At 35.2% G+C, this 21,205-nt stretch carries 20 protein-coding genes; 7 read left to right on the top strand and 13 right to left on the bottom strand.

Going from position 1 to position 21,205, the window contains the following annotated elements; translation table 11 throughout:
• Nucleotides 1-328: 328 nt before the first annotated feature.
• From F6K40_RS11585 to F6K40_RS11560, 6 genes are all read right to left on the bottom strand, one after another.
• The gene (locus F6K40_RS11585) at nt 329-970 is read right to left on the bottom strand and encodes a Uma2 family endonuclease (RefSeq protein WP_293135744.1); all 642 of its coding nucleotides are present in this window, start codon (nt 968-970) and stop codon (nt 329-331) included.
• A 175-nt stretch (nt 971-1,145) separates the two neighbouring features.
• The gene (locus F6K40_RS11580; RefSeq protein WP_293135741.1) at nt 1,146-1,784 is read right to left on the bottom strand and encodes a Uma2 family endonuclease; all 639 of its coding nucleotides are present in this window, start codon (nt 1,782-1,784) and stop codon (nt 1,146-1,148) included.
• A 160-nt stretch (nt 1,785-1,944) separates the two neighbouring features.
• A complete protein-coding gene (locus F6K40_RS11575) occupies nt 1,945-2,586 on the bottom strand; it encodes a Uma2 family endonuclease (protein WP_293135738.1) in 642 nt (213 codons plus the stop codon).
• A gap of 633 nt (nt 2,587-3,219) precedes the next feature.
• Nucleotides 3,220-4,545 carry a tetratricopeptide repeat protein gene (locus tag F6K40_RS11570; RefSeq protein WP_293135735.1) on the bottom strand — a complete coding sequence of 442 codons (1,326 nt, stop codon included), beginning with the start codon at nt 4,543-4,545 and terminating at the stop codon, nt 3,220-3,222.
• A 14-nt stretch (nt 4,546-4,559) separates the two neighbouring features.
• Complete coding sequence (locus tag F6K40_RS11565; protein ID WP_293135732.1) at nt 4,560-5,717, bottom strand: GTPase; 1,158 nt, start codon at nt 5,715-5,717, stop codon at nt 4,560-4,562.
• Between the two features lie 145 nt (nt 5,718-5,862).
• Nucleotides 5,863-7,014 (bottom strand): GTPase family protein, encoded by a 1,152-nt coding sequence (locus F6K40_RS11560; protein WP_293135729.1) that lies wholly within the window; start codon nt 7,012-7,014, stop codon nt 5,863-5,865.
• 170 nt (nt 7,015-7,184) lie between these two features.
• Here F6K40_RS11560 and F6K40_RS11555 point away from each other — a divergent pair, with 170 nt between their 5' ends.
• Nucleotides 7,185-8,102: an Rpn family recombination-promoting nuclease/putative transposase gene (locus F6K40_RS11555; protein ID WP_293135727.1), complete on the top strand. Its 918-nt coding sequence runs from the start codon at nt 7,185-7,187 to the stop codon at nt 8,100-8,102.
• Nucleotides 8,103-8,292: 190 nt separating this feature from the next.
• Here the strand turns inward: F6K40_RS11555 and F6K40_RS11550 are convergent, their stop codons facing one another.
• The 3 genes from F6K40_RS11550 to F6K40_RS11540 form a co-directional block, all read right to left on the bottom strand.
• On the bottom strand, nt 8,293-8,739 hold the full coding sequence (locus tag F6K40_RS11550; protein ID WP_293135724.1) for a type II toxin-antitoxin system VapC family toxin: 447 nt from the start codon (nt 8,737-8,739) through the stop codon (nt 8,293-8,295).
• Entirely contained in the window at nt 8,727-8,960 is a 234-nt protein-coding gene (locus F6K40_RS11545) for a hypothetical protein (protein WP_293135721.1), read from the bottom strand. Before F6K40_RS11545 ends, F6K40_RS11550 begins: the two co-directional genes overlap by 13 nt.
• Before the next feature lie 80 nt (nt 8,961-9,040).
• The gene (locus F6K40_RS11540) at nt 9,041-9,988 is read right to left on the bottom strand and encodes a glycosyltransferase family 2 protein (protein ID WP_293135718.1); all 948 of its coding nucleotides are present in this window, start codon (nt 9,986-9,988) and stop codon (nt 9,041-9,043) included.
• A gap of 697 nt (nt 9,989-10,685) precedes the next feature.
• Here F6K40_RS11540 and tenA point away from each other — a divergent pair.
• Entirely contained in the window at nt 10,686-11,318 is a 633-nt protein-coding gene (gene tenA, locus F6K40_RS11535; protein ID WP_365671087.1) for a thiaminase II, read from the top strand.
• 208 nt (nt 11,319-11,526) lie between these two features.
• Nucleotides 11,527-11,943: a hypothetical protein gene (locus tag F6K40_RS11530; RefSeq protein WP_293135715.1), complete on the top strand. Its 417-nt coding sequence runs from the start codon at nt 11,527-11,529 to the stop codon at nt 11,941-11,943.
• 257 nt (nt 11,944-12,200) lie between these two features.
• Here F6K40_RS11530 and F6K40_RS11525 read toward each other — a convergent pair whose 3' ends face one another.
• The gene (locus tag F6K40_RS11525) at nt 12,201-13,505 is read right to left on the bottom strand and encodes a pentapeptide repeat-containing protein (RefSeq protein ID WP_293135712.1); all 1,305 of its coding nucleotides are present in this window, start codon (nt 13,503-13,505) and stop codon (nt 12,201-12,203) included.
• Nucleotides 13,506-14,027: 522 nt separating this feature from the next.
• Nucleotides 14,028-14,201, bottom strand: a complete 174-nt coding sequence (locus F6K40_RS11520; protein ID WP_293135709.1) for a hypothetical protein — start codon at nt 14,199-14,201, stop codon at nt 14,028-14,030.
• Nucleotides 14,202-14,313: 112 nt separating this feature from the next.
• Here F6K40_RS11520 and def point away from each other — a divergent pair, with 112 nt between their 5' ends.
• The 3 genes from def (at nt 14,314) to F6K40_RS11505 (ending at nt 17,233) form a co-directional block, all read left to right on the top strand.
• The gene (gene def, locus F6K40_RS11515) at nt 14,314-14,877 is read left to right on the top strand and encodes a peptide deformylase (protein WP_293135706.1); all 564 of its coding nucleotides are present in this window, start codon (nt 14,314-14,316) and stop codon (nt 14,875-14,877) included.
• Between the two features lie 500 nt (nt 14,878-15,377).
• Nucleotides 15,378-15,578, top strand: a complete 201-nt coding sequence (locus F6K40_RS11510; RefSeq protein WP_293135703.1) for a hypothetical protein — start codon at nt 15,378-15,380, stop codon at nt 15,576-15,578.
• Between the two features lie 287 nt (nt 15,579-15,865).
• Nucleotides 15,866-17,233 carry a PrsW family glutamic-type intramembrane protease gene (locus F6K40_RS11505; protein ID WP_293135700.1) on the top strand — a complete coding sequence of 456 codons (1,368 nt, stop codon included), beginning with the start codon at nt 15,866-15,868 and terminating at the stop codon, nt 17,231-17,233.
• Between the two features lie 1,029 nt (nt 17,234-18,262).
• On the opposite strand, the gene F6K40_RS11500 is transcribed toward F6K40_RS11505, so the two are convergent.
• On the bottom strand, nt 18,263-18,658 hold the full coding sequence (locus F6K40_RS11500; protein WP_293135697.1) for an NUDIX domain-containing protein: 396 nt from the start codon (nt 18,656-18,658) through the stop codon (nt 18,263-18,265).
• A gap of 102 nt (nt 18,659-18,760) precedes the next feature.
• The gene (locus tag F6K40_RS11495) at nt 18,761-19,909 is read right to left on the bottom strand and encodes a sugar ABC transporter substrate-binding protein (protein ID WP_293135694.1); all 1,149 of its coding nucleotides are present in this window, start codon (nt 19,907-19,909) and stop codon (nt 18,761-18,763) included.
• Between F6K40_RS11495 and F6K40_RS11490 the strand changes: the two genes are divergently transcribed.
• Entirely contained in the window at nt 19,899-20,888 is a 990-nt protein-coding gene (locus tag F6K40_RS11490; RefSeq protein WP_293135691.1) for a formylglycine-generating enzyme family protein, read from the top strand. The genes F6K40_RS11495 and F6K40_RS11490 overlap by 11 nt on opposite strands.
• Nucleotides 20,889-21,205 lie beyond the last annotated feature (317 nt).

The raw sequence follows: 21,205 nt of genomic DNA, 5'->3' as shown, positions 1-21,205 counted from the left end.
TGGCGATGGGGAGGAAATAGTTAGGGTTTGCTGAGGGTGGGGAGTGTGGGGAGTGTGGGGAGTGTGGGGAGTGTGGGGAGTGTGGGGAGTGTGGGGAGTGTGGGGAGTGTGGGGAGTGTGGGGAGATCGAATATTGTTTGCTCATAGATACCAACATACATGAGCTTTAGCGACTGAAAAGCTTGCTCTTTTTTCACTCCAAAAAGTTACTTGCTTTTATTTTTAACCCACATTCCGCACTTCATAATGATGATGAATCTTAGAATCTCGGAAATGTTTTTCACTCCTATTCCCTATTCCCTACTCCCTATTCCCTATTCCCTACTCCCTAAGACTGAAACTGCTGTAGTAACCACCTGTAAACTTGGGTTTGATTTTCTTGACGAGTGCGTTGCAGTGCTTCCTCTAATAAAGAAATTACTAAACCAGGCAAAACTTGAGATTGGTTAATTTTTCTACTACCACCGTTAGCAATAGTAAAGGCAATAATTTCTACATTCTGTACATCAACTATCCAATATTCAGCAACATTCATTGCTTCATACAGCAAACGTTTTTCTCCTTTATCATCAGCAAGGGAAGTATTAGCAACTTCTATAACTAGGTTTGGTGGAGGATAAATATCTAGGTCAATAATAGATGTTTCCCAAGGAATGACATCAGCATTTTCGCCAATATAATAAGAAACATCGGGTTGAGTTGATTGATATCCTGTTTTGCGGTAGGTGCAGTTATCTTTGCCATTCACAATGATGTTTTTGGTAGTGGTAAAGAGAGTAATTGCTGCAATGAGAAGTAGATGATCGTTAGCATGCTTGTTTCCTAATGGTGACATTTCGATTCTAAATTTTCCGTTGTTGTAGTAACTTTTGGCTTTTTCGTAACTTGGGTCTTCAATGGTTTGGATATATTCTTGCCAAGTTGCAGTTATCCAAGTGTCTGTGGGTGCTTTTATTTGGGTTTTGTTCATTGGTTTTGTGGGAAAACTTGAGTCTTTCACAAATTGAAAAGGTTTATTTTAATTTATAGCAGGATTTTTTAATAGCGATCGCTCGATATTAAAAAATCCTGAAGCTAAGAAAAGATTGGTTAGAGTGCAGAAATGTTTTTCACTCCTTTCCCTATTTCTTATTTCCTATTCCTTGCTATTGAAACTGACTGAATAACCAAGTGTAAACTTGGATTTGATTTTCTTGACGAGTGCGTTGCAGTGCTTCCTCTAATAAAGAAATTGCTAAACCAGGCAAAACTTGAGATTGGTTAATTTTTCTACTACCACCGTTAGCAATAGTAAAGGCAATAATTTCTACATTCTGCACATCAACTATCCAATATTCAGAAACATTCATTGCTTCATACAACAAACGTTTTTCCCCTTTATCATCAGAAAGAGAAGTATTGGCAATTTCTACCACTAGATTTGGTGGAGGATAAATATCTAGGTTAATAACAGATGTTTTCCAAGGAACTACATTAGCACTTTCTCCAATATAAAAGGAAAGGTCTGGTTGAGCTTCTCGAAATCCAGTTTTGCGATAGGTACAGTTATCTTTGCCATCTACTTTGATATTTTTAGCGATCGCAAATAAGTTGACTATAGTGGTAATAATCATGTGGTCTGTGGCATGATCGTTTCCTAATGGTGACATTTCGATTCTAAATTTTCCGTTGTTGTAGTAACTTTTGGCTTTTTCGTAATTTGGGTATTCAATGGTTTGGATATATTCTTGCCAAGTTGCTGTTATCCAAGTTTCTGTGGGTGGTTTTGTTTGAGTTTTGTTCATTGGTTTTGTGGGAAAACTTGAGTCTTTCACAAATTGAAAAGGTTTATTTTAATTTATAGCAGGATTTTTTCAGATCGAGCGATCGATATAAAAAAAATCCTGAAGCTAAGAAAGGATTGGTTAGAGTGCGGAAATGTTTTTCACTCCTATTCCCTACTCCCTATGTCTGAAACTGACTGAATAACCAAGTGTAAACTTGGATTTGATTTTCTTGAGAAGTGCGTTGCAGTGCTTCCTCTAGTAAAGAAATTGCTAAACCTGGCAAAACTTGAGACTGGTTAATTCTTTTACTACCTCCATTGGCAATAGCAAAGGCAATAATTTCTACCTTCTGCACGTCAACTATCCAATATTCAGCAACATTCATTGCTTCATAAAGCAAACGTTTTTCCCCTTTATCATCAGCAAGGGAAGTATTGGCAACTTCTATAACTAGATTTGGTGGAGGATAAATATCTAGGTCAATAATAGATGCTTCCTGATGAATTACATCTGCATTTTCTCCAATATAAAAGGAAGCGTCTGGTTGAGCCGCTCGAAGTCCTGTTTTGCGATAAGTAGTGTCATTTCTGCCATCTACCTTAATCTGTTTGGCCATCGCAAATAAGTTAACTATGGTAGTAATAACCATGTGGTCTTTGCCATGCTTGTATCCTAATGGTGACGTTTCGATTCTAAATTTTCCGTTGTTGTAGTAAGTTTTGGCTTTTTCGTAAATGGGGTTTTCAATGGTTTGGATATATTCTTGCCAGGTTGCTGTTATCCAAGTGTCTGTGGGTAGTTGGGTTTGGGTTTTGTTCATTGGTTTTCAGGAAAATTTGAAAAGGTTTATTTTTTATTATAGCCAAAACTGGCGATCGCCATTTACAGCGGTTTTCATTTCAGTAAACCACAGTAGGGGCGAATGGCATTCGCCCTTATAGTAAGGTTCCGTAGAACTTCCCTACAAAACTTTGGTTATGGCGAACCCATTTGAAAAGCGCTGTAATGTTCCTGGAGAAATACCTTGTAAGATCAAATCTAGTTGAACAACCATAATAAATTTTTCTCATAAAAACTCGTAGGGACGTTTTCAGCTAAGAGCCGATATCTAAGGGCGAATGCCATTCGCCCCCTACGAGCGAGCGCGACATGGAAAGCGGAGCATGACCTCAGGAAAACGCATTTTTGTTATGCAACGTCCCTACATTATGGATAATTTGCCGGAGATAATATAACTATAGTTTCTGCTTCACCAATACAAAAAGGGAAGGTAAAACTTTAGCAGTGGAAACCTATTGTATCGAAATGCTCTCAACCAAACTAGATACTTCCTCACCTGTCATCAAAGGTATTTCTGTCATTGCGAGCGACAGCGTTTGCGGAGCATTCCGTCAGGAAAGCAATCTCAAACCTCAAAATTGCCTTCCTCTTTCGGATATTCTCAGATACAAAATTAGAATTCTGGTTGAATTCGGCACTTATCAAATTTATCATGTTCAACTTCAAGGAATGGATCTGTAGGTTTATCTTTTGTACGATATCGATCTTTGTAAACACTGGTAAAAATGCCTTTTTCTTTTATGTCTTTCTCAACATTTTTTCTAGTTTTATCGTTTTGATAACAACTTGTATAAAGAAAAACACCTTGCTCACATTGCCCATCTTTAATTTTCTGTAAATATGTTTCCATCAGCTCTACATCTGATTCATTTACTTTATCAAGCTTACCTAGTATCTTGAGAGCCCTTTGAAACCGATTTTTAGCCTCTTTATAGTTGTTGAAAATATAGTGAGCAAAACCTGAATTTCTCAGCGCTTCATAATATTCTTCTGTGTTTGGATCTTCTGTCACTGCGTCGTATCTCTTGATAGCATTCCCATATTCTCTTTGCAACGCCAACAAGTTACCTCTATTGTAGTTAATTTGGTAATCCTCTGGTTTTATGTCTAAGGCTTTTGCCCATGAATATTCTGCCCATGGGTAATTCCCATCTAAGAAATAGGCTTTACCTTGATCCAAGAAAACTAAATAATTAGCATCTTGAGAATTAGCATCTTTGTCAGAAACCTGAAGTTTATTATATAATTCTATTGCCTTTTGATACCCATTTAGATCATCCCAAGATTCATCGCCTAAATCAAATGTTTGATTTGCATCTCGGGCAACTAAGAAATGAGCTAATTTCAGAACTGCAAAAAAGTCTTTCCCTACAGATTCGATATTATCTCCCTTTAGATAGAGTTTAATTACTTCTTGATAGCGCTCACTAGCAGGTAAACAATCTAGTTTTTCTGGAGTTTGTACAACATCCTCAAAATCTTCCATATAAGCTGAATAAAATTTAGCGAGTGGATCTTTTTGATTAAGCTCTTCAGCTACTGAAAAGTAACGTTTGACCTTTTTAATCGCTCGATATATATTTTTATCTTTGGCTTCTTGAATAGATTGATCCCACATTACAAACCAGGCTCGTCCAGCATTTTTATATTCTAAATTTAATGTAGATATATTATCAGTTGAATCAATAACTTTTCGGCAAGATTCATAGATAAGCACTGCTTGATTTATATAACCAGTCGGTGCCTTGTTGCACAGCTCTTGATCAGATTCCCAAAAATGCACTAATTCCCCAAAATCAACTCCTGGGAATCTTAATTTTATATAATCAGTAATTAAAAAGATTATTGGTACTAAAATCATTGGAAGAATCATCAACTGTCCTAGAGAAATTGAGAATTTGCTCTTCTTTGGGTTATTTGAAAACTTTTCATTGCTCATAGCCTTTAAGAAAGTCACATCTTGTTATTATCAATAAAATCTTTTCTCATTCTATCTAAATCATCCGGTGTAGAAATTCGTAGACTTGAGTACTTTCCGAATTGTTCTTGGAAAATTTCCCTTAGCTTTTGCTGAATCTCAGTTTCTGTACCAGTCAATTTTTCAATAGCTAGTATCTCACAAGTATTTGTAAACGCCATTCCAGAGACTGCAGTAAATGTAGCAGCACTCCCGCCTGTAAGAATTGAAATTCCGGGGAAGGTAAGACTAAATAGGTCAATCAAACCATCAGTAACAATTGTCAGCACACCCCCTAAAGTTATTCCTGATATTGCTAGTAATAAACCCCTATTACTATGACCATATAGAACTATAATTCGATTATACATATAGCTCAACGCTGCTATTGTCGCACTAGGAGCAGTTAGTGGAATAGGAGTTGCTCCTACACTAAAACAACCTATTGAAGCTTCCCTAACATATTTCCACGCTAGTTCTCTCTTAGATTCAATATCTACTATTTGAGCTGCAATAAAAGCGTCTAAATAAATTTGTGGTAACAGCTCTGTTGTGAGATTAACTAACTCTTTCATACCGAAAGGTTCGCAAATTTGCGAACCATTAGCTAAAGTTAGGGGGTCAGCAGCAACCTCAACAATTTTGTAAACCCTGTTAAAGCCATATTCTTCAATTACCTTTTTGACTTCCTCTTTCTCATGCGGTTGAGCAATATCATATTTGGAAAGAACAATAATTGCTGGAATATGATTGCGATTAATTTCTTCAAGGATATCTATATCAAACTGTGTTAACCTTGCTGCTGAAGCACTAATCACATACCAAATAAGATGGATTTGTTCTTTTTTGCCTTGGCGACTTTTCTCCTTCAAAAAATCAATTGTTTTTTTGACAAAATATTCTTGCTCATTACCTGGTTCATAACCCGGTGAATCGTACAAATTTACTGGTAAATCTATTATATCAAAAGCATTAGGAGAATACTTAGTATATTCAGTCGTTACTGCCCTACCAGCACCAGCATCAGCTATGTTATTGCCAAAAATCTTATTGATTAAAGAACTTTTGCCAACCCCTGTCAATCCAATTATGGCAATATTTGGAGCAGATAAAGTATCTAGATATTTTTTTACCTCATTTTCATAGTCAACCATTAGTTATATATTCCCTTAATTTAAAGACAAAATTTTACTCATAAATTAGTATGCGCTATACGCTATTTATAGCATATTTCCCTCAGTCCTGTAAGAATTAGAATTTACGCAAATAAACTAATTGGTGAAAAAAATTTGAATAAACTTACATTTTGTTATCAATAAAATCTCTTCTTATTCTGTCTAAATCATCTGGTGTAGAAATTCGTAGACTTGAGTACTTGCTGAATTCTTCTTGGAAAATTTCCCTTAGTTGTTGCTGAATCTCAGTTTCTGAACCAGTTAACTTTTCAATAGCTAGCTTCTCACAAGTATTTGTAAATGCCATTCCAGAGACTGCGGTAAATGTAGCAGCAGCACCCCCTGTAAGAATTGAAATTCCAGGAAAGGTAAGACTAAATAGGTCGATCAAACCATCAGTGACAACTGTCAACACACCCCCTAAAGTTATCCCGGATATTGCCAATAATAAACTTTTATTAGTATGACCATATATAATAATAATTTGATTATACATATAGGCTAATGCTCCTATTGCAGCAGTAGGAGCAGTTAGGGGAATAGGAGTCGCTCCTGCACCAAAACAGGCAAATGAGGCTTCTCTAATGTATTTCCACGCCAGTTCTCTTTTAGATTCAATATCTACTATTTGAGCTACAATAAAAGCATCTAAATAAATTTGTGGCAACAGCTCTGCTGTAAGATTAACTAACTCTTTCATGCCAAAAGGTTCACAAATGTACTGCCCATTAGGTAAAGTTAGGGGGGAAGCAGCAACTTCAACAGTTTTGTAAACCTTACTAAAGCCAGCTTCTGCAATTACCTTTTTGAGTTGCTCTTTCTCACTTGGTTGAGCAATATCACATTTAGAAAGAACAATAATTGCTGGAATATAATTGTGATTAATTTCTTCAAGAATATTTATATCAACTTGCGTTAATCTTGCTGCTGAAGCACTAATCACATACCAAATAAGATGGATTTGTTCTTCCTTCCCTTGGCGATTTTTCTCCTTCAAAAAATCAATTGTTTTTTTGACAAAATCTTCTTGCTCATAACCTGGTTCATAACCTGGTGAATCATACAAATTTACTGGTAAATCTATATCAAAAGCATTAGGAGAATACTTAGTATATTGATGAGTTATTGCCTTACCAGCACCAGTATCAGCTATGTTACTGCCAAAAATTGCATTAATTAAAGAACTTTTACCAACTCCGGTGAGTCCAATAACGGCAATATTTGGAGCAGGTAAGTTGTCTAATACTTTTTTTACCTCATTTTCTTGTTCAATCATTGTTTATATTCTCCTAACTTTATTATTTATTGAAAAAAATTTCACTAATTTATTGGTATAATTTATATACCTTGACTATAATACACCATTTATATAAATTCTGTCAAAGTTATACTTAAAATAACTCAATACTTCCCATAACTGCCAACTCAAACCTAATAACAACTACCATGAAATTTATCAACCCCAAAGTCGATTATGCCTTCAAAAAAATATTTGGCTCCCAACAAAGTCAAGACATTTTAATTAGCTTTCTAAATGCCATAATTTATGGAGGCAAAACAGTAATTCAATCTTTAACAATTCTTAATCCCTATAATCCGGGTCAATTAATCAATTTAAAAGATACCTATTTAGATATCAAAGCAGTCTTAGTAGACGGCTCAATTGTAGTTATTGAAATGCAAGTCGCCAGAATGGCTGGTTTCAACAAACGAGTAGCTTACAACCTGGCTAAAGCTTATGCCAATCAGTTAGAAACAGGAGAAGATTATCTCCTATTAAATCCAGCTATAGCCGTCACAATTACAGATTTTATTCTGTTTGAAAAGAGTGATAATTTTATCAATAAATTTGTGTTTAAGGAGGAGACTAAAAATTTTGAATGTCTCGACAAACAATTACGATTAATTTTCCTAGAATTGCCGAAATTTAAGAAAGCTTTATCAGAGTTAAACAGTTTGACTGATAAGTGGATTTATTTTCTGAAAGAGGCTACGAGATTGGATAGTATCCCAGAAAATTTAGGGGAAGTTTCTGAAAGAGAAAAGGCTTTAAATATTGCTAATAGAATTAATCTAACGGTAGAAGAATTAGATATAGTTGAGCGTCGAGCAATAGCAATGCAAGATGAAAGAGGACGGATAATTTATGCGGAAGAACAAGGAGAAGAAAAAGGAAGATTAAAACAAGCGATCGCTCTAATTATGCGTTTACTAAAAAAGCGTTTTGGAGAAATTCCAGCCACAATAAGTAATCAAATTGAAAGCTTGGTTTTAGAAGACTTGGAAATTTTAACCGAAGATATTTTGGATTTTAATAGTTTGGAGGATTTAGAAATTTGGTTGCAAGAACATTTGCCTTCTTAATCAAAAAGAAAGATAATTAATATGATTTTTGCTTAAATGCTTGTACTAAAAAATAGGAATTTTGTAGGTTGGGTTGAGCAACAGCGAAACCCAACATTAATTTTTTAAATCTAAATCTAGATTAATCTAGGGATCGAGCAAAACATTTTTATTATCAATAATTAACTGAAAATGATATTACTTTGGATAATTAACTAGACAACAAATTAGATAAAATAACAACATTAATTCCAGAAAGAGCTTCTAAACGTTTATCATTAGTTAAAAAAGTTCCGCATCCATTTAAAATTGCAGTTGCACCATGAATTGCATCTGGCAATCTTAAATTAATTATGCTTCTTAATCGAGCTGATTCTACGATAATTTTCCGATTAATTAGTACTACTTCAAGCACCGGGGAACTTTGGATAGAATTTTCATAACTTAAACAAACTTCAGTATTATTATCAATTAATGGTTTCACTAAAACTTCTGCTAAAGTTAATTCGCTAGTAATGGCTTTGAGATTTCCATTATCAAAAGTCTCAAATAACTCATTTAATACATCTTGAAATTCAGCATACCCTTCTACTGCGTAAATAAAGATATTAGTATCTAAATAAACTCGTTTTCCTGTAATTGCTTCTAAAATTCCCATTTATCTCGCTCTTGATTAATAAAATTATCTGCTTCCTCTGGAGTGGCAAAACATCCTTTGCCACTACCGATTATACTTTTTAAAGAACTTTTTTTGTTGGGTAAAGATTTATATTGCTGGATTTTATTAGCAAGATAAGCAATTAATTCTAATTGTTGCTCCAAATTCATTTTATCTATTTGCTTAATTACATTTTCCAGAGAAACAAGATTTTCACTCATCGTATAATTTCCTTTTTTATTAATTTTGGAATTAAATACTTACTATAAAGCGTATAGCTATTACAGGCAGGATGCCTGTACTACGAAAGTTTATTTCTATTTTCAAACCCCACAACTTCAGATAAAGTATAAAGGGGTCTACCTTTGACTTCTTCATAAATCCGTCCGATATATTCTCCTAATATTCCAATACTTACTAATTGTACGGCTCCTAAAAAGAAGATTGCCATCATAATAGTCGCTAAACCTGTTAATGGTGAATCTGGATAAAAAATCCGCCAATATAATACTAAACAAGCCATCAATAAAGCGACGCAAGCAGCAAATAATCCCACATAAGTAGACAGTCGTAAAGGTACTTTGGAAAAAGACACTAAACCATTAATTGCTAAGGCTAAAGATTTGGCAAAAGTATATTGAATATCTCCAGCAAAACGAGGTTCTCTTTCAAATTTTATTGCTGTTTGTCGAAAACCAACCCATGCTCTTAAACCCCTAATATAACGATTAGTTTCTGGCATTTTATTTAACACATCTACTACACATCTATCCATTAAACAAAAATCACCGGTATCAATAGGAATTTCTACATCTGCTAAACGTTTTAAAATCCGATAATAAACAAAAGCAGGCAATCTTTTTAACCAACTTTCTTGATGTCTTTTTGTGCGTTGAGCATAGACAACTTGATAACCTTGACGCCACTTTTCAATTAAGTCGGGAATTAATTCCGGTGGATCTTGTAAATCTCCATCTAAGACAACAATAACTTCTCCTCTAGCAAAATTTAAACCAGCAGTAACAGCAATTTGATGTCCGAAATTACGAGCAAAACTTAAATAACAAATTCGAGAGTCTTGTTGATGCAATTCTCGGAGAATTTGGAGAGAGCGATCGCGACTACCATCGTTAATCAAAATTAATTCTACATCTCCATCCATTCTATTCATTATTGCACTGATGCGCCGATATAATTCGGGCAGATTTTTCTCTTCATTATAAATAGGAATTACTAAAGAATATTTCATAAAAGAAAGAATAAGAAAAAAGGAATAAAAAATCATCTTCTACTTCTATAATAATTTTTTTGGTAGTGATATTAAATTCGGTAGTATTGGTACAATTCAAGAAGGTAGGGGTTTGGTCTCCAAACCCTCTACCAAACTTCTAGTTTTTACCTCTTTTTGAATCTCCTAACTCTAAAATAAGTGGATTTAATATAAATTATTGTGTTATAATTCAATTTTTTACCAGTGGGAGCATCTTGCTCCCGTTGTAAATATTCTCAGATCAAATCCGCTGGGCAACGGAAGTGATATAATTCTACCATTAGTATTGGTAAAAACTCCTAGTTGGTGGAGGGTTTGGAGACCAAACCCCTACAGTCTTGAATTATACCGATACTACCGGATTTGATATCATAATTGGTAAAAACTCATAGTTGGTGGAGGGTTTGGAGACCAAACCCCTACAGTCTTGAATTATACCGATATTACCGGATTTGATATCATAATTGGTAAAAACTCATAGTTGGTGGAGGGTTTGGAGACCAAACCCCTACAGTCTTGAATTATACCGATACTACCGGATTTGATATCATAATTGGTAAAAACTCCTAGTTGGTGGAGGGTTTGGAGACCAAACCCCTACAGTCTTGAATTATACCGATATTACCGGATTTGATATCATATATTCTACTACTCATATATTCTACTAAAAAATATTATGATATCAAACAATCTATGGAAAACTAATCAACAGTTAGCAACAACTTGTTTATCTCACCCTTTTGTACAAGGAATTGCTGACGGTACACTATCTCAGAAAAGTTTTGCCTATTATTTAGGGCAAGATGCTTTTTTCTTGAGAGCGTTTGCCCGTGCTTACAGTCTTGCTGCTGCTAAATCTCCTGATTGGAAAACATTTGAATTGTTTCATACTCTCGCAGGTGCGGTGAAAGAGGAATTAGAATTACATCAAAGTTATGCTGCTAAATGGGAAGTAAATTTAGAAAATGTTACTCCAGGAGTTGCCACACGACGTTACACAGATTTTTTATTAGCGATCGCTTGGAGTAATAATATTGGGGCGATCGCTACGGCAATGACTCCTTGTATGCGACTGTATGTTTTCTTGGGGCAACAGTTAGCTACACCGGAAATTCCAGAACATCAATATTCTGATTGGATTCGTACTTATAGCAGTCAGGAATTTGAAGACTTAGCGCAAAAGTTAGAGAAAGTGATAGACACTTATGCAGACAATATTCAAGAAGAAGTAGAATCAATCTATTATTACGCCATGCTCTGCGAACGAGATTTTTTTCAAGCAGCTTGGGAAATGGGAGAAGTGGTATAGCAGAATTCAGATGGGTAGGAAAAGATACATAAGTAAAATAAAAAAGATACATAATTTAGAATAAACAAGTAATTATTTTCTAACTAAGCCAAATTATAGTATGATATTCAGCAAGTACATAGAAGTACCAAAAAGAACAAGGAACCTCTAACAAAAATAGGGGACCACACCACCTCTGTTAAAACAGTATGTCAAGGACAAGAAAAACATGAACATTAAAAAGATGTTAGGTATGCTGATAGCACTATGCGCTGTGTTGTGCATCACATTGGCATTACCAGTTAATGCTGTAGCTAGCGAACTGGAGAGCATACCCCTGTTGGCCGCAACTGAATACAAGATTGCTAGCGGTTCCACGACTCCATGCGAGACATTGTGGGTTGACTACGGCCAAAAAGGAATATATGTGGACATCGATACCGGTGAAGCAGGATTTACCGAAACCCCACTTTACTTCACTTCTATTGATGGCAAGAGTAACCATTGGACGACAATGGGCGCTACTTCAATATACAAGGCATCACCGACAGGATTCCGCGTGTACATATACAAGAATGTAGATCTGACTCCAGATTATGCTAACGAACGCTGTTGGCATATTAATTGGATGGCGATCGGAAAGTAAAATTCAGAGTCTGACTTCCAGCTAATAGACTTCCCAAATATCTCGTTATCTCTCCTGAAGCTTAGACTTCAGGAGAAATTCAATATTTTAATCTCCTGTCACAAGATAGTTATATAGAATCCGATTCAACAGTCGTCGGCAGCGACAAAGCAGAAGCAATCTACCTGCGTTCCTGAGATTGTTTCCTTCCACGAGTGAAAGTCGCAATGACACTTGTAAATTTTTCACCCACCTACTCACTCATTATCCATTATCCATTAACTCCCTAACTTATTCGGGATACCTTCACAACCACCCGGTATAGTTTTTCTACTTTTTTCTCCACACCAAGCACAAAAATAATAACGTTGTTCATCAGACAACCGCTTGACTCCAGTAAAATTAACATTTTCCACCACTGCACCAGTGTAAGCACCAGTCTGGTAGTTAGGTACATGAGTACGACTGCGGGGAGTAGCATTTTCAGCAGTGCCATAGAAAAATTTCGACCCCCTCAAATCAGCGCCTAACAAACTTCCTTCATACAAAATAGTACGAGAAAAATTAGCTTTTACCAGATCGCAACCATTAAGATTAGCTCTCACCAGATTAGCATCACTTAAGTCAGTCCACCGTAAATCTGTTTTTGTCAGATCAGCACCTGCTAACATTACCCCTAAATCAATAACACGAATACCATGTTCCCTATCTTCAGCATAACCACCATTACCATCAAAAATAGGGCGGCCTAATAAACGATCGCGCTTAATAGGTGTCACCAGTCTAGACTGAGATAAAAATCTGAGAATTTTCGCTTTTCCTTCTCCATCTACACTTTTAATAATAGCTGCTGTACGCCCTTCAGCGATCGCTCGTTCCTGTGGCCAATCTTCCAAGAATCCTTTTTCATCCATTGCTAGATCGGAAACCCCTTGAAAGTAAGCATCAATGGTTTGTTGTTGAGTGATACGGTTTTGTTGAATTGTCAAATCTTTGGAAATAACGTATTGTCGCCAAGCTACATACACAGCAATAATTGCAATTAAAATTTGACCCAACGCACCAATAAGTTCCCCCACCGCTCCAATGGCATCCCAGTTAATCTGGATATTCCGACTACCTGGTTGTTGGTTTGCCCCACTTAACATCAGTAAACCGACAATAGCTGCCAGGATACCAAAGCAGGCAATAATTAGGTTACGCCAAACTGGAGGAATCAAAGTTTTCCAGACTTTACCCCAACTCGGCCAAATCATGCGGACTGAAGCTACCATCGCTACAACGGCACTGGTATAACCAAGTAGTACATTATCTATAGCTAACCCCAGAATCATTAAGGCGATCGCTACTAGGGTGACAATGGATGCTAATCTATTTCTTGGCCCTCTATCATTTTGATTGTCCACTAAACTATTGTTTGTGGGAGATGCGGGAAGCATTTGTTCTATTTCGTTATCTATGAAGTTTAATTGCTCTATTCCTGTTTTTACCGGAGTAATTGCTTCCTGGGTCCCATTTGAACTTTCTAATGTAGGGCGGGAATTGGGATTATTACCTGAAGAGGAGTTAAAATTATTATTCATAGCATTCCTGATTTTTGCTTTTTTAAAAAAAATATAATAGTGGGGATTTGCTTACTAAACATATAAATTATTTTTGTAATATATCTAATAATTTCCCACCTATAGTATTTGCCATTATTAGCAGGGAATTAGATCGACAATTATTGCAAGAGTTAACTTTAGTTAGAGACTAGGATTAATGTTTATTATATTCGGACTAAACCTGCACAGACAAAAGTCAAAAGTTAGAAAATATTATCTATGATTATCTATAGCCAAGAAAAAATTGGTTAGGACATCGACTGATGATAAATCTCAGACGAGGAACTGTTTTTCCAATTGTTCTCCGTTCCCTGTTCCTTCCTATACAAATCAAAGACTAAGGCCAAATTAGACAATTTATCACAAAAAAAAATAAGGTATCAAATGACTCTGTTCTAATAGGACTGTATGTTACAGTTGAATTTGTATGAATCCCTGAAGTAATGGCATTCTGCTAGAACTTAGAAACCAGTCTCAAGAGACTTGCAATAATCAAATTCGCTAGTGTTTGTAATTAAATAAACACTGTGGGGAGAATGGGGAAATATGAAAAAATTTGGCATTATGTAAAGATAGAACATTTTTTGGTAGTCCTGCTGAGGAATGGCGAAGATATAGAAGATATATATGTTGTTTTGTAATTTCTTCCCACACTTCCCACACTCTCTCTAGCATTACTATGCACCACCAACCATTTTTTTATAGGGAACCCAAGGAGATTTGATACAACAGACAGGAAAAATACCGATAAAATAATTATGTAGACATTTTTGTAAATTAAAATTATATGAATTCTGAAATTATAGTTAAAAAAGAAAAATTAAAAAATTCACCTTTAGAAATACATTATTTAGGCGATCGCTCTTTACGCCAGTCAGCCAAGCGAGTTGCTAAAGTAGATGATGATATTAGGCAACTGGTCCGAGAAATGCTCCAAACTATGTATACTGCTGATGGTATTGGTCTAGCTGCACCACAGGTCTCTGTCCAAAAGCAAGTTATTGTTATAGACTGTGAGCCAGATAATTCTGCTACTCCTCCCCTAGTTTTGATTAATCCCACAATTAAAAGGTACAGCAGTGATATTTGTTTGTTCCAAGAAGGATGTTTGAGTATTCCTGGGGTTTATTTGGATGTTAAACGTCCCTCGGCGATAGAAGTGGCCTATAAAGACGAAAATGGTCGCCCTAAAACTCTTCAGGCTAAAGAATTATTATCTAGGGCAATTCAACATGAAATGGATCATCTTCAAGGTGTCCTTTTTGTGGACAGAGTAGAAAATAAGTTGGCTCTTAATGAAGAGTTGGCCAAGCATAAGTTTTCTCCTAAAGCTGTTAAGTCTGTTGCTTAGGTCTAGCATTATTAATATTTTAGGGGTTTTCATTAATGGATAATGGATAATGGATAATTACCTCTCCCTTTTAGGTAGAGGATTGAGTAAAAGGAAAAGATTGATTTTCTTCCCCTATCCAAGGGGAGGCTTTAAACCTGAATTATCTAATTATTTAATTGTTTAATTATTGCTCTGCTGAATAAATCTAAAAGTATTGACATATCAATGTTTCAGCCTTTTGAAATATCAAGAAGTGCGAGGTTTTAGGTGGTAATGGTTCAAAAATTTAGGATTTTAGTCAAGAGTTGAGTAGAACAATCTTGGGACAATTTTTCCGACTACCTCCTCGCTCCCAGACCCATTTATCCTGTCTCCTGTCTCCTGTCTCCTGTCTCCTACCCGAACCCATGCATACTTTTTCAGCAAACCCTAATTATTAATTATTTCGGTAAACTAAACCCCTAAATTTTTTCTTTATCACAAAAAAACAAAAAAATCAATAAATTTGGACAAAAAATATGGTAGGAACTCCTAAATCAAGTTTGTTTTTGGGTGGGTCTTGTATAGCAGCGATCGCAGCAGTTGGCTCTGTTTTTGAGTTATCTTCTGGGGAACCAGAACTAGGTAGTTTAGTAACAGGGGTAATTCTGAGTTTGAGTATACCTCTAGCAGGCTTACTTTTTTATTTAGCAGTTCAAGAAGCTAAAGCTAATCAGTAAAAATTCAAGAATGGACAATGAACGATTTTGCATAGACAACTTAATGTACAAGTCTTTAAAAGGCTTTTTTCGGAGAAAAAAAAGTATTGAAAAATACATTTTTTTGAGAGCTTAAGTAGTCAGGCAAGACTGCTATACTCTTTCTCTCTTCTCCCCTAATCCCCACAAGGTTTTCAGGGGATGAAAAAAATCAACTTCAGTTTTTTAAGCTTTTGGTTTTAATGATCGGTGCTGATAACTGATAACTGATAACTGATAACTGAAATGACTATCAAATATCTGAAAAAATGGCATTTTTGCGACAACTGTCTACAAAAAGGTTACATGAGAAAAACCTCATAAAGAAGTACCTATCTGAGACAGAAGAGGTAATGCTAGGACGAGATCCAAACTGTCAAATTGTCCTAGAGACAAAAATGTATAAGATGGTTTCTCGCCGTCATGCACTAATTCGTCTTCATACTGAGCAGACTGCAATTAATTGTTTAAGATGGGAGATTTGTGACCTAAATAGTGTCAATGGTACTTATATTAATGGACAAAGACTCCAAGGATCTCAAATTTTACAAGTGGGCGATCGTATTAGTTTGGGCTACAATGGACCAGAATTTATATTTGACAACCTTTCTAACCAAAAATCAAATTCTTCAGTATCACCACAAGTAAAACCAAATCGACCTCCTGTCAGTTCTGTTAGTAATGTTAAAGTTGAAGATATTGAAGATAGTGGTTCTATTACTTTAACACAGTTATTTCCAATTGCCTCTACAGGAAAGGAATTAGCTAAAAAAGCTTATCTTTATCCAGGTATTATCACTGTAATTTTTGTGGTTTTAATGTTTTTAACAGTTGGTAATGCAGGAGCTTTTAATTTACTTTTGGCGGCTTATATTGCTGGTGCAGCTTATTATTTTGTTTATCAACTTTGTGGCAAACAAAAACCTTGGTGGATATTATTCGGAGCTGCTCTAACAACTGTTTTGATTTTATTGAGTCCAATTCTCACAGTTTTTATTGGCGTATTTCGTGTAATACTTCCTGGTGATGTTTCAGTAAATCCCCAAGAAGTGGGCTTTTTTAATTTCCTGATTAGGATGTTTTTTGGAGCAGGATTAATGGAGGAGTTGCTGAAAGCATTACCTGTGTTTTTGGCATTATTAATAGGTCGTAATTTACATTCTCCTTGGCGAAATAAAATAGGTGTTTGGGAACCTTTGGATGGAATTTTATTAGGAACAGCTTCAGCGGTAGGATTTACTTTATTGGAAACTCTTGGGCAATATGTTCCAAATATTGTGGATAGTGCTAGTCTACAATTGGGGGTAGGTGCGGGTGAATTGGTAGGATTGCAATTGTTAATTCCGAGGATTTTAGGTTCAGTTGCCGGACACATGGCTTATAGTGGTTATTTTGGTTATTTTATTGGATTAAGTGTTTTAAGACCTCGTAGTAGTTGGTTAATTTTGGGAGTTGGTTATTTTACTGCTTCTATTCTTCATGCCTTATGGAATGCTTCTGGGGTTTTAAATATTTTTCTTTTGACTTTTGTGGGAGTGGTTTCTTATGCTTTTTTGGGAGCAGCTATTTTAAAAGCGAGGGTTCTTTCTCCTACAAGAAATGAAAATTTTGCGACTCAGGCTATTATTAATAAATGAATTTTTTCTAGGGAGTAGGGAGTAGGGAGTAGAGAGTAGTAATTCGGGAAACAGGAAATAGAAAATAAAAGAAATAGTTTTAATCATAAAAGTCTGAGCTTTTACGTTGTTTTAATTAATAATTTATCTAATACCAAACTTTTGCTGTTGTTATTTAGCATTTAAAGTTAAAGGACATAACATTACTAAATTTTTGGTTGAATAAAAAATCATGTGTATGGGCGAAGTACCCCAGTTAATCTTACTATATCACAATTTTTTTGAAGATGCAATCACGATCTCCTTTGACGCGGGATTTTTTTTCGGGTGCTTAATAGAATGCAAATGTTGGTGGTTTTGCACATTGAATAGATGGATGGAAAGATTTGATGAGGGAAAAGCAAGTATTTGTCGGTAGCTTCAGAAGATGAAAATATTTCAGGTATTGCTCCTGGGGGAAATTTTCTGAATCTGAGCGATATAGCTGCCGCTAGGCTCCGCCAACGCCTAGCGGAACCGAGTTCTATCGCGGAGCGTAATGGAGTTTTATTCCCCTCTTAGCCAGAAATTTTAGTTGAATAAAAAATCATGTGTATGGGCGAGTTACCCCATCTAATCTTACGATATCACAATTTTTTTGAAGATGCAATGACTATCTCCTTTTACGGGCGATTTTTTTCGGGTGCTTAATAGAATGCAAATGTTGGTGGTTTTGCACATTGATATACATGGATGGAAATATTTGATGAGGCAAAAGCAAGTATTTGTCGGTAGCTTCAGAAGATGAAAATTTTTAGAGAAAAAAGGAGGGAAGAAAGTTAGAAGTTAGAAGTCAGTAGGGGCGAACGGCCGTTCGCCCCTACTGAAGTTGACTCATGTAAAGGGGATTAGAGCAACGCTCCAAAAACGTTTCGCCGAGCAAGGAGGGGTTGCGCGACTGAATCCTGTTTAATAAAGGAGTATTTTTCAATATTTTTCCTATGTTTCCTAATTTCCACTCCCGACTCGTAACTCAAAAATTTTTACGCGGATCAAGAGACAAAATAGCTTCTATAAAACCAGGGAAAAAAAATCATTCAAAATCTCATTACATTGGAAAGCAAGTTGATGTTTGTCTAATTCATCTTTACTAAAATAAGCTAAACGCTGACCTTCATTAAGTTTAATTTGCGTTAAATCTAAATCTATTTGTTTCCAGAAAATATAATGTTCGCGCTCGTAAATATTGTACTTTTGAAAGAGGTTAATATTTCCTAATTCAATTTCTATCTCTTCTCTTATTTCTCTGCGGATACATTCTTCTGGAGATTCGTTATTTTCTAAAATTCCTCCTAATAAATTCCAGGTATTAGGAAATGGAATAGAATCTTTATCATCTCTAAGTACCAGCAAAATTTCATTATTGCTATTCAATAAAATAATTACAGAACCTTGAAGTTTATTCATATTTATCTCCTCATTAAAAAAATGATAAATCTGTAGGGAAGTTGTTAGTTTTTTTCGTGCCTACCTGCTTAATTTAGTTTTTTTTTAATTGCTTAATTATCCTTATGGACAAGTTCCTTGTATCTCTTGACAAAGCTCCTGTTTTGAAACTATGCCATCTTCAATCAAAATTTCAATATTATCTTTAGTCACAGGTTTAGGGGTTAATAAAATGGAGGGAATTATGTCTCCGTCTTTTGTTCTTATATTTGTATTATTAATGAGAGACTCGGTATTTTCACCATTACTTAAAGCCACAACTAGCTCGACAGTTTTTTCGGCAAGAAGTTTAGTCGGTTTATAAATTGTTATTCCTTGATAATCCCTGACAATATTTCTTGCGCTTTGCCGACTTCCATCTTGTCCTGTTATCAGTATTTCACCTTTTTTATCGCCTAAAATTCCAATTATTTGATTTGCCATTCCATCGTTAGCAACTAAGATAATTTGGATATTATTTTGATAATCTTTCAATAACTGCTTAACCTTTTTTGCTGCTCTTCTACCATTCCAATTATCCATAAAATATTCAGAATCACCTTTATCTTTTGGAAAAATAAGATTTAGTTGTTGATCATTTTCACCATCAAAATAACTTTGTAATCTAAGAAACCAACCTTCTTGTATTAGTTTAGTATTTGGATCTTTAATGTCACCATTAATCATTACTAAATTATCTCCCGACTTTAATTTATATATACTATTTTCTCCTTGATTTAACTGATCGATAACATAATTTGCTTGGAATTCACCTACTTTTTGACTATCAAAAGAAATGTAAAAATTTAAGTCCTTATGTTCAATTAAGCGGTCATAAGCAATTACTGGAACTCCCTGATTTTTAGCTTTTTTAACTATATTAATACCTTCTTCAGGGTCGACAGGAGAAACAATCAAAATACAACTTCCCCCTTTGAGAGCTAAGTTTGCTTGTTGTTCTTGTACACCTTTTTTACTATTAGCATTAAAATAACGAATAGTAACACCTTTTATATTGTCAATAATTCCTTTTTCTAAGAAATGGCGATCGTATTCTTCCCAACGTCCTGCTTCTCCTCCTGTAGCTGGTAATAAAATCCCTATATCTTTACAACCTTTAGCGTTGAAAGGTTCTGGTTTTTGATTGAGAGTATTACAACCTGCTATAGTAATTAGTGAAACAAGTAGAAATAAACAAATCAATTTAGTATTTGAACGAAAAATGTTTAACATAGAAAAATTACTTACTACTAACAAAAGACGAAACTTCTTAATCTTTTTAGGGGTACTTGTAATAGAGGTTTTCATAGACTTAATTTTACCAAAAACTGCCAGAAGTACCGAGGGTAAACCCACGGATCGAACCTTTAATTTTTATGTTGCAAAATTAGATAGAAGAGGTCAACTGAGGCCAACTTCTAATAAAAATGAACATTTTGAACTTGATTTAGGCAATAATATAAAGCTTGACATGGTATTTATTCGGGGGGGTACGTTCAAAATGGGTTCTCCTCAAAATGAGTCTCAACGAGGAAGCAACGAAAAACAAAGTAATTTCCCTGTAAAAACCTTCTACATGAGCAGATATCCAATTACTCAAATACAGTGGGAAAAGGTAGCACAATTACCAAAAGTTGAGTTAGATTTGAATGATAAACCTTCAACATTTGGCGAGAATGATCTGGAAAGAGCAAAGTTACCCGTGGAAACTATTTCATGGGAGGAAGCAAAGGAATTTTGTGATAGGTTAAGTCAAAAATTTGAAGGTGAATTTCGATTACCAAATGAGATACAATGGGAATATGCTTGTCGTGCTAATACTACTACTCCTTTTTATTTTGGTGAAACAATTACTCCAGATGTTGCTAATTATGATTCTCATTATGGTTATGGTAGATCGCCAGAACAATATGAAAGGGATAAATATAGAGGTAAAACGGTTCCTGTAGAACTTATTCAAGCTGCTAATAATTTTGGCTTGGAAGGAATGTGTGGTAATCTTTGGGAATGGTGTGAAGATGTTTACTTCCAGAATTATGAAGACAGTTTCAGGGCACCAGTTGAAGTTGGAACAAGGTCTCTACTTCGAGCAATACGTGGGGGTGCATGGAATAGTTTTCCAGCTAGTTGTCGTAGTGCAAAACGTAATTTTAAGCCACAAAATATTAAAATGAATACAATTGGATTTCGGGTGGTTGCTGTTTTTTCGTAACTATTGAAATTTAATTTAAACTAATTATTCCTCATCTAAATTTTCGTCATTAAGCTACTATAAATTTGTGATTTTGTGAAAAAAACTGTAGAGGTTTGCTCTTTTCATCTCTCCTTATATGTTTGGGTTTGGAGAACAAACTCCTACGGTTTTTTTAGGAACTATTTCTTATGGTTATAGCGCTCGCCTAATTCGTTGATTCTAAGTTTCAAATTTTTCTGAAATTATTGACTAATAGCATTTTCATAAAATCTTGCTACAGCGGTTTTATTTGGTGGTGGGAATTTAGAGATTAATACTGTAACGACTTTTTTTGA

Source organism: Okeania sp. SIO3I5, from assembly GCF_010672085.1.
Taxonomy (GTDB): Bacteria; Cyanobacteriota; Cyanobacteriia; order Cyanobacteriales; family Microcoleaceae; genus Trichodesmium.
Note: the sequence above shows the minus strand (reverse complement) of the source record. Positions and strands in the feature narration are given on the sequence as shown.

Bases quoted from the DNA above. Each gene is read 5' to 3' on its own strand.
- F6K40_RS11585 (WP_293135744.1), bottom strand. From the start codon at position 970: ATGAACAAAACCCAAATAAAAGCACCCACAGACACTTGGATAACTGCA.
- F6K40_RS11580 (WP_293135741.1), bottom strand. From the start codon at position 1,784: ATGAACAAAACTCAAACAAAACCACCCACAGAAACTTGGATAACAGCA.
- F6K40_RS11575 (WP_293135738.1), bottom strand. From the start codon at position 2,586: ATGAACAAAACCCAAACCCAACTACCCACAGACACTTGGATAACAGCA.
- F6K40_RS11570 (WP_293135735.1), bottom strand. From the start codon at position 4,545: ATGAGCAATGAAAAGTTTTCAAATAACCCAAAGAAGAGCAAATTCTCA.
- F6K40_RS11565 (WP_293135732.1), bottom strand. From the start codon at position 5,717: ATGGTTGACTATGAAAATGAGGTAAAAAAATATCTAGATACTTTATCT.
- F6K40_RS11560 (WP_293135729.1), bottom strand. From the start codon at position 7,014: ATGATTGAACAAGAAAATGAGGTAAAAAAAGTATTAGACAACTTACCT.
- F6K40_RS11555 (WP_293135727.1), top strand. From the start codon at position 7,185: ATGAAATTTATCAACCCCAAAGTCGATTATGCCTTCAAAAAAATATTT.
- F6K40_RS11550 (WP_293135724.1), bottom strand. From the start codon at position 8,739: ATGGGAATTTTAGAAGCAATTACAGGAAAACGAGTTTATTTAGATACT.
- F6K40_RS11545 (WP_293135721.1), bottom strand. From the start codon at position 8,960: ATGAGTGAAAATCTTGTTTCTCTGGAAAATGTAATTAAGCAAATAGAT.
- F6K40_RS11540 (WP_293135718.1), bottom strand. From the start codon at position 9,988: ATGAAATATTCTTTAGTAATTCCTATTTATAATGAAGAGAAAAATCTG.
- tenA (WP_365671087.1), top strand. From the start codon at position 10,686: ATGATATCAAACAATCTATGGAAAACTAATCAACAGTTAGCAACAACT.
- F6K40_RS11530 (WP_293135715.1), top strand. From the start codon at position 11,527: ATGAACATTAAAAAGATGTTAGGTATGCTGATAGCACTATGCGCTGTG.
- F6K40_RS11525 (WP_293135712.1), bottom strand. From the start codon at position 13,505: ATGAATAATAATTTTAACTCCTCTTCAGGTAATAATCCCAATTCCCGC.
- F6K40_RS11520 (WP_293135709.1), bottom strand. From the start codon at position 14,201: ATGCTAGAGAGAGTGTGGGAAGTGTGGGAAGAAATTACAAAACAACAT.
- def (WP_293135706.1), top strand. From the start codon at position 14,314: ATGAATTCTGAAATTATAGTTAAAAAAGAAAAATTAAAAAATTCACCT.
- F6K40_RS11510 (WP_293135703.1), top strand. From the start codon at position 15,378: ATGGTAGGAACTCCTAAATCAAGTTTGTTTTTGGGTGGGTCTTGTATA.
- F6K40_RS11505 (WP_293135700.1), top strand. From the start codon at position 15,866: ATGGCATTTTTGCGACAACTGTCTACAAAAAGGTTACATGAGAAAAAC.
- F6K40_RS11500 (WP_293135697.1), bottom strand. From the start codon at position 18,658: ATGAATAAACTTCAAGGTTCTGTAATTATTTTATTGAATAGCAATAAT.
- F6K40_RS11490 (WP_293135691.1), top strand. From the start codon at position 19,899: ATGTTTAACATAGAAAAATTACTTACTACTAACAAAAGACGAAACTTC.
- F6K40_RS11495 (WP_293135694.1), bottom strand. From the start codon at position 19,909: ATGTTAAACATTTTTCGTTCAAATACTAAATTGATTTGTTTATTTCTA.